The organism is Acidovorax sp. KPB24-03, assembly GCF_057546605.1.
The window spans coordinates 1-574 of sequence record NZ_BAAJYR010000942.1 but is presented as its reverse complement, the minus strand read 5'-3'; the positions used below and the strand labels follow the sequence as shown (position 1 = coordinate 574).

Here is a 574-nt window from a genome sequence, read left to right as displayed (position 1 = left end):
TGAGCGTGCCGTAGCAGTCGAAGGTCACGTACTTGGGACGGAAGGTCATGGTCTCGGAATCCTCGGGTTGGGCCGGTCACCGACCGGGGCGGTTCGCAGCGCCTGATTTGGCATTTGCGACAGTGTCATTACGAAGTGATTGAAGCACGCGGTTTCGCGGGTGTCATAGGGAAATGCAGGGGTGCGGCGCGCGAAAGCTGCGGTTTGCCGGGGGCCTTGCGGCATGCCGTGCGGTCTGCACCGCCGGCGTGCAACCGTGCACCGTTAGTGCGCCGCAGCAAAGTCGATGAGCACGCTTTTGAAGCGCAGGTTGGCCTCCACGGCCTGGCGGCCCAGGTCCTTGCCGATGCCCGACTGGTGGTAGCCGCCGGTGGGAATGACGAAGTCCGCGCTGCGCCCGTAGCGGTTGATCCAGACGGTGCCCGCGCTGATGCCGCGCATGGCGCGCAGCGCGCGGCCGATGTCGGCGGTGTGCACGCCGGCCGCCAGGCCGTAGTGCGCGTGCGCGGCCAGGGCCAGGCCTTCTTCCTCGGTGTCGAAGGTCTGCACCGTGAGCACGGGGCCGAAGATCTCT

1 protein-coding gene is annotated in these 574 nt (G+C 67.1%); it reads right to left on the bottom strand.

The features are described 5' to 3' along the window. Positions 1-264 precede the first annotated feature (264 nt). The coding region (locus tag AC27KI_RS26925) for an aldehyde dehydrogenase family protein (protein ID WP_487091515.1) at positions 265-574 on the bottom strand (310 nt) is incomplete at its 5' end.